We start from the raw sequence: 7,234 nt of genomic DNA, 5'->3' as shown, positions 1-7,234 counted from the left end.
AGCCGGGGCCGGGTACGGGGCGCGCCCGTTCCCGGCCCCGGCTGGGACGGTGTCGGTGACGGCCCCGTCCGGGGCCGCGTCGGTGGCGGGACTGTCCGGGGTGGTGTCGGTGACGGGACTGTCCGGGGCGGTGTCGTCCGTCGTGCCGCTCATGGGACGTCCACTCCGTTCACCTCCACGACCGGCAGCCCGCCGGGAACCGGCCAGTCGACCTTGTCCGCGGGGACGACCGTGGCCACGCCGGTCCGCAGGACCACGTCGCCGAAAGCGAAGGAGTCGGCGACCCGCACGCCGGGGCGCTCGGCGCGGAGTTCCTCGAGAGTGCCGTAGAAGAGGGCGCCGGTCGGGCAGACGGTGGCACACATGGGCGCGAGGCCGTGAGCGGTGCGGTCGTAGCAGAGATCGCACTTCATCTGGAGGCGCGCCCGGGTGTCCACGACGGGGACGCCGAAGGGGCAGGCGTTCACGCAGTTCGAACAGCCGATGCAGCGGGTGGGGTCGGCCTGCTGCACCACCCCGTCCGGGGTGACGAGGATCGCGTCGGCCGGGCACACCTCGGCGCAGGGTGCGACCGGGTCCTCGCAGTGCATGCACACGGTGGGAAGGGAGGCGGCGCTGTGGCCCTCGTCGGAGAGGTCGAGATGGATCAGGGAGGTGCCTCGGTGGGAGTCGCACTCGCGGCAGGCGGAGACGCACGCCCGGCAGCCGATGCAGCGGCCCGGGTCGATGAAGATCGTTCTGCCCATCATGAGCGGTCAACTCCCCTTGGTCCGAGGAAGGTTGGGTGGCTGGTGGGTGTCGGAGAGGTAGTGCGCGGCCGCGCGGCCGGTGGTGAAGGTCATCGGGTACGCGTCGTCGTACGGGTCGGCGGGCTCGCGCCATTCGACGGGGTGCAGGTGGACGGCGCCGTCGGGGTGGCGGGTCCTGCCGTCCTCGAAGAGGCGCGGGGTGCCGGGGTGGTCGGTGGACGGGCAGGGCCAGGCGATGCCGCCGGTCTCGGCCAGCCGCTCGTAGGTGATGCCGGAGTAGTCGACGGGGGCGCCCGCGGTGGCGGTGCGCAGCTCGTCGAAGACCTCGCGCGAGCCGGCGAAGGCGAACCGGTCGCCGTGGCCGAGGCGGAGCGCGAGTTGGCACAGCACCCAGGTGTCGGTGCGCACTCCGGGCGGCGGGTCCTGGGCCTTGTTGTGCTTGACGACCCGGGCCTCGGCGTTGGTCATGACCCCCTCGTCCTCGGCCCAGGTGGCGACGGGGAGGACGACGTGGGCATGGGCGGCGGTCTCGGAGAGGAAAGAGTCGCACTGGACGTGGAAGTCGAGGGCATCGTAGGCGGCTTGGGCGGAGGAGTGGTCGGGGAGTGTGACGAGGGCGTTGTTGCCGAGCCCGAGCAGTCCGCGGATCTCACCGCGGCGCATCTGCCCCGTCATCTCGGCCATCGGGGTTCCGGCCTCCGGGAGTTCGGCCTCCTCGATGCCCCAGAGGGCGGCGGTCGCGCGGCGGTGGGCGGGGTCGGTGATGGAGCGGCCGCCGGGCAGCGTGTCGTACTGCTGGCCGTGCTCGCGCCCGCCCTGGCCGTTGCCCTGGCCGGCGATGGTGCCGTAACCGGCGCCGGGACGGCCGAGATTGCCCGTGGCGGCGCAGAGGTTGATGACGGACAGGCAGGTGTCGGCGCCCCGGGGGTGCTGCTCGATGCCGCGGGTGTGCCAGGCCATGGCGTTGCGCGCGGCCCCGAAGAGCGCGGCGACCCGTTCGACCTGCTCGGCGGGGATGCCGCAGACCGCGACGGCTCGTTCGGGCGGGTACGCGGCGACGGTCTTGCGCAGTTCCTCCCAGCCGGTGGTGTGGGCGTCGAGGAAGGCGCGGTCGGTGAGCCCGTCGCGGTCGACGACGTGCAGGACGGCGTTGAAGAAGGCGGTGTCGGTGCCGGGCCGGAGGGCGACGTGGACGTCGGCGGTGCGGGCGACGGCGGTCTCGCGCGGGTCGACGACGACCAGGTGCGCCCCACGGTCCCGGGCCCCCCACAGGTAGCGCGTCAGGACGGGGAAGGTGTCGCCGATGTTCGCGCCGGCGATCAGGAGGCAGTCGGAGAGGAGGATGTCGGAGAACGGGTTGGCGGCGCGGTCGATGCCGAAGGCCAGGTGGTTGGCGGTGGCGGCAGCGGCCGTGCAGAGGCTGCCGTTGTGGTCGACGTGCCGGGTGCCCAGCGCGACGCGGGCGAACTTGCCGACCAGATAGGCCTTTTCGGTGGTCAGGCCCGATCCGCCGAGGACGGCGAAGGCGTCGCGCCCGTGCGCGTCCTGGATGCGCCGCATCTCGGCCGCGGTGAGGTCCAGGGCCTCCTCCCAGGAGGCGGGGCGGAAGGGCTCGTCGCGGGTGCGGCGGAGCAGCGGGGAGGTCAGCCGGTCGGGGTGGTTGATCTGCTGGTAGGCCTCGATGCCCTTGGCGCACAGCCGCATCCGGTTGATGTCGTGGTCGCGGGGCTCGACGCCGAATACCTTGCCGCGGCGGTCCACCCGCAGATACATCCCGCACTGCACTCCGCAGAAGCAGCAGTGGGTGGGCACGAGCGTCTCTCCGCTGCCGGGCGGGCTCACACGTAGCCCTTCTTGACCTGGGTGAGGTAGGCGGCGCCGCGCAACTGCCGTTTGCAGCGCGGGCAGTACTCGGCCCACTCGTCGAAGCCGAGGTCGAGTTCGCGCATGGTGGTGCGCAGGTCCTCGATGGCGGAGGCGGCGCCGATGGGCTCCTCGCAACGCCGGCAGACGAGGACCGCGGCGCCGTCCTGGGCGGCCGGGGCGGCGGGGTGGGCGGCGCGGCGCATGCCGGTCGCGGCGGGCCGCTGCACGACGTGGAAGAACTTGCCGAACGGGAGGTAGATGAGGGCGAAGACGACGGAGGCCATGTGGAGGAGAGCCAGGAACTCGTAGCCGCCGCCGCGCAGGACGAGGGAGGAGAAGGTGAGCAGCAGCCCGGTCACGGCGACCACGATCAGCGCGAGCAGCGGCACCAGGTCGTAGGCGAACCGCTGTCCGGTCAGCGCGCCGCGGTCGCGCATGCGCCGCCACAGGAAGTACCCGGCCCCGGCGATCACCAGGACCGCCGCCAGGTCCAGGGCGTGGAAGAGGGCCCATCCGGGGATGGACAGCGCATCGAATCCGGCCAACCGGTAGCCCCAGACGCGCAGTTCGTAGCCGGGGCCCGCGGCGCTGGTGGCGGTGAAGCTGATCCAGCCCCAGGTGAGGGGGAAGGTGATCAGCACGGCCAGGGCGCTGCCCCAGAGCAGCAGTTGGTGGGCGATCCGGCGGGCGCGGGGGCGCTCTCTGAAAACCGGCTCCTGGGCGGTGATGGCCGGGGCTTGGGCGGTGAAGGCCGGAGCCTGGGCGGTGATGGCCGGAGCTTGGGCGGTGAAGGCCGGGGCTTGGGCGGTGAAGGCCGGGGCTTGGGCGGTGAAGGCCGGAGCCTGGGCGGTGCCCCCGGCTCGGGCCGTCGCGCGGGTCTCGGCCCGGGCGCGCTGACGGGCGGCCGTGCGCAGCGGGTGGCGAGCCCGGGAGAGGGAAGCACGGGAGAAGAGGGCACGGACGCGGAAGAAGACGCCGCGCCGGGCCTGGCGGAGGAGGCAGCGGGAGGCGGGGGCGGAGAGCCAGAGCATGTAGCGGTAGGCGACGCCGAAGGCGAGGAAGACGGTCGCGACGGCGTACGGGAGGAGAGCGGCGTCGAAGTTCCGCAGGACGCGGCTGCCGAGCACGATGGCGAGGACGAGCAGCAGCGAGACGGCGGTGGCCACGGAACTCGCCCGCAGCGAGGCGGGCGAGGGCGCGTCGCCTGCGGGGAGTGCCCCGGCCGGCGCGTCGCCTGCCGGAGGTGCCCCGGCCCGGGCCTGGGCCGGCTGCTCTCCCGGGATGCCGCCTGAGACATCGGCTCGGGCCTCGGCTTGGGGGTCGGACACACCGTCACCGTAACGGCTTATATGAAGATCAGCCCGATATGCGCAGCGCATGGGTGAGGGGGATTAGGGTGCGGGCGGTAACACGAACGGACGGCAGCACACGGAGGGGTACCCGAGATGAGCGAGCAATCCCGGTCCGAGGTGACGGGCCCGGGACACGGCAAGGCGGCCGCGCCGCTGCGCCGGATGACCGCCCGCGACCGCGACGAGGAGCACCGCGCGGCCACGCCCCTGGAGCTGTTCTTCGACCTGGTCTTCGTCGTGGCCATCGCCCAGGCGGGGGTGGCGCTGGTGCACGCCCTCGCGGAGGGCCACATCGGGCACGGGGTCAGCGGCTACGCGATGGTGTTCTTCGCCATCTGGTGGGCGTGGATGAACTTCTCCTGGTTCGCGTCCGCCTACGACACCGACGACGTCCTGTACCGGGTCACGACCCTGGTGCAGATGGCCGGCGTGCTGATCCTCGCCGCGGGTGTGTCGCGAGCGTTCGACCACAGCGAGTTCGGAGTCGTCTGGTTCGGCTACGTGGTCATGCGGGTCGCGCTCATCAGCCAGTGGCTGCGGGCGGGGCTGTCCGCCCACGGGGAGGAGCGCCGCACGGCACTGCGGTACGCGTTCGGCGTCGGGGCTTGCCAAGTCGGCTGGCTGGGGCTGCTGTTGCTGCCGGACGGCGCGAAGCCGTGGCTGTTCCTCGGCATGGCCATCCTGGAACTCATGGTTCCGATGTGGGCCGAGCGGGTGCGGGAGACGACCTGGCATCCGCACCACATTGCGGAGCGGTACGGGCTGTTCCTGATCATCGTGCTCGGCGAGACGATCCTGGCGGCGACGGCGGGCGTGCGGGTGGCTCTCGACGAGAACGAGGCGCTGGGCGATCTGCTGCCGATCGCGGGCGGCGGGCTGCTGATCATCTTCTCGGCGTGGTGGATCTACTTCGTCGTGCCCGTCCACGAGCACCTGACCTCCAACCGCACGGCTTTCCTGTGGGGTTACGGCCACTACCTCGTCTTCGGCTCGGCGGCCGCGACCGGGGCGGGGATCGAGGTGGCGATCGAGGAGTCCATCGGCAAGGCGCACATCTCGACCACCACGGCGGCGGCCTGCGTGACCGTTCCCGCGGCGCTGTACCTCGTCACCGTATGGCTGCTGCACGCGCGGCACAGCAAGCGCGGCATCGGGCAGGCGATCCTGCCGGCGACCGCGCTCGCCGTGCTCGCGTGCACCTTCGCCGGGCACTGGGCGGTGCTGCTCGCCGGGGTGGCCGCGGCACTCTCGGTGGTGGCCGGCGTCACGGTGTCGGCGATCCAGTCCCGCACGACAGCGACGAACGGGACCGCGTAACTGACACCGGTCATCAGCCAATTGGGCAGCCGGGTGGCGAAGCCGTCGCCCGGCTCGCCAGCACGGCCCGTCGGCGCCCCGCCGGACGCGGCGGCCGTCGCCCACGGCGCGGCCGCGGCGTGGCGGCGGGCTCGGCGACCTAGCCGCGCACGGCCCTCTCCTCTCCCGGGCCTCGGCGGTGAGTTCGGCGGACCGGTTGGTCCCGGCCTAGGCGCCGACGGCGACGGTCGGCTTCCCGGCGAACCGCGCCCTGTCCCGCGCCTCCACGTCGTGCGCGAAGATCGCGGCGTCGGCGGTGGCGATCACGGCCGGACTCCGGGGACGGCGCGCCGCGGGTGGCGCGCGCGGACGACCGCCGCGCTCATCGCGCCGGCTCCCGCAGCGGTCGGTCCAGAGGGATGTCCGCCGTCGTCGTGACCGACGCCGGATCCAGGTCGGCAGGCGTCGGCATCTGGCTGCCGGGCAGCCGTACCGCGGCCGCGCCGTGGGCGACGGCCGCCGCCAGCGCCGCCTCGCCGACGCCGCCCGCCGCGAGGAACCCGGCGAGGGAGGCGTCCCCGGCGCCGACGTTGCTGCGGACGGCCACGACCCGAGCGCCGCCGAAGTACGTGCCGGAGCCGCCGACCAGGAGTTGGCCGTCCGCGCCGAGGCTCGCCAGCACCGCCCGGGCGCCGCGGTCGAGCAGTTCCTCCGCCGCCCTGACCGCGTCGCCGACCGTGGCCAGCGGCCGGCCGACGGCCTCGGCCAGCTCCTCGGCGTTCGGCTTGACGACGTCGGGCCGCTCGCGCAGGGCCGCGTCCAGCGCGGGCCCGGAGGTGTCGAGGGCGATCCGGGCGCCCGCCCGGTGCGCCCGGGCGACCAACTCCGCGTACCACTCGGGCGGCAGGCCGCGCGGCAGGCTGCCGCAGCAGGCGACCCAGTCGGCGGACGCGGACCGGACGCGTACGGTCTCCAGCAGCGCCTCGGCCTCTCCCGCGGTCAGTTCGGGCCCGGCCGCGTTGACCTTGGTCAGGGTGGCGTCGGCCTCGACGAGCGTGACGTTGACTCGGGTCGAACCGGCGACCGGCACTCCGGCCACCTCGATGCCGTGCTCGCCCAGCAGCCGGGCGAGCAGCGCGCCCTCCGGGCCGCCGAGCGGGACGACCGCGGCCGTGCGGTGCCCGGCGGCGGCGACCGCGCGCGAGACGTTGACGCCCTTGCCACCGGGGTCGACCCGGTCGGCCGCAGCACGCAGCACCGCGCCGCGGGTGAGGCCCGGGAGCTCGTACGTACGGTCCAGGCTGGGGTTGGGGGTGACGGTGAGGATCATGCGCGCATTACAGGGGGTTCGGTCGCGGGTACCGCGTCCGCGCTACGCGGCCTCGTCAAAACCCGTGTCACGGGCCATCTTCTTCAGTTCGAGCAGCGCGTGCTTCTCGATCTGCCGGATCCGCTCGCGCGTCAGGCCGTGCTGCTTGCCAACCTCGGTCAGCGTGCGCTCACGGCCGTCGTCGATGCCGTACCGCATCTTGATGATCGACGCCGTGCGGTCGTCGAGCCGGCCGATCAGCTCGTCCAAGCCCTCACGGCGCAGCATCACCAGCACCGACTGCTCGGGCGTGGCCGCGGAGGTGTCCTCCAGCAGGTCGCCGAACTGGGTCTCGCCCTCGTCGTCCACCGACATGTTGAGCGAGACCGGGTCGCGCGCCCAGTCGAGCACGTCGCCGACGCGCCCGGTCGTGGAGCCCAGCTCGTCGGCGATCTCCGCGTGCTCCGGGTCGCGGCCGTTCTCCCGGTTGAACTCGCGCTGCACGCGCCGGATCCGGCCGAGCTCCTCGACCAGGTGGACGGGCAGCCGGATCGTGCGGGACTGGTCCGCGATGGAGCGCGTGATGGCCTGGCGGATCCACCAGGTCGCGTACGTGGAGAACTTGAAGCCCTTGGTGTAGTCGAACTTCTCGACCGCGCGGA

Annotated in this window: 5 protein-coding genes and 1 pseudogene; 1 reads left to right on the top strand and 5 read right to left on the bottom strand. The window is 73.3% G+C overall.

Annotated features, from left to right (window positions below):
* Positions 1–149 precede the first annotated feature (149 nt).
* From AOK16_RS18955 to AOK16_RS28505, 3 genes and pseudogenes are all read right to left on the bottom strand, one after another.
* Positions 150–749 (bottom strand): 4Fe-4S dicluster domain-containing protein, encoded by a 600-nt coding sequence (locus AOK16_RS18955; RefSeq protein ID WP_055473410.1) that lies wholly within the window; start codon positions 747–749, stop codon positions 150–152.
* Between the two features lie 51 nt (positions 750–800).
* Positions 801–2,576 (bottom strand): annotated as a pseudogene (locus AOK16_RS18950) (molybdopterin oxidoreductase family protein); the annotation flags it as partial.
* 11 nt (positions 2,577–2,587) lie between these two features.
* Positions 2,588–3,796, bottom strand: coding sequence for a ribosomal eL19 family protein (locus AOK16_RS28505; protein WP_240483643.1), 1,209 nt, complete (start codon positions 3,794–3,796; stop codon positions 2,588–2,590).
* A 264-nt stretch (positions 3,797–4,060) separates the two neighbouring features.
* Here AOK16_RS28505 and AOK16_RS18940 point away from each other — a divergent pair, with 264 nt between their 5' ends.
* Entirely contained in the window at positions 4,061–5,284 is a 1,224-nt protein-coding gene (locus AOK16_RS18940) for a low temperature requirement protein A (protein ID WP_055473408.1), read from the top strand.
* Positions 5,285–5,645: 361 nt separating this feature from the next.
* On the opposite strand, the gene pfkB is transcribed toward AOK16_RS18940, so the two are convergent.
* Positions 5,646–6,593 carry a 1-phosphofructokinase gene (gene pfkB, locus AOK16_RS18935; RefSeq protein ID WP_055473407.1) on the bottom strand — a complete coding sequence of 316 codons (948 nt, stop codon included), beginning with the start codon at positions 6,591–6,593 and terminating at the stop codon, positions 5,646–5,648.
* Between the two features lie 42 nt (positions 6,594–6,635).
* Positions 6,636–7,234: sigma-70 family RNA polymerase sigma factor (locus AOK16_RS18930; RefSeq protein ID WP_157859263.1), on the bottom strand; the 599-nt coding region annotated here is incomplete at its 5' end.

This window comes from Streptomyces pathocidini (genome assembly GCF_001418495.1).
Lineage (GTDB): Bacteria > Actinomycetota > Actinomycetes > Streptomycetales > Streptomycetaceae > Streptomyces > Streptomyces pathocidini.
This window is presented reverse-complemented; position numbering and strand designations above follow the sequence as displayed.

Excerpts from the sequence above, each read along its gene's own strand:
- AOK16_RS18955 (WP_055473410.1), bottom strand. The coding sequence starts at position 749 with ATGATGGGCAGAACGATCTTCATCGACCCGGGCCGCTGCATCGGCTGC.
- AOK16_RS18940 (WP_055473408.1), top strand. The coding sequence starts at position 4,061 with ATGAGCGAGCAATCCCGGTCCGAGGTGACGGGCCCGGGACACGGCAAG.
- pfkB (WP_055473407.1), bottom strand. The coding sequence starts at position 6,593 with ATGATCCTCACCGTCACCCCCAACCCCAGCCTGGACCGTACGTACGAG.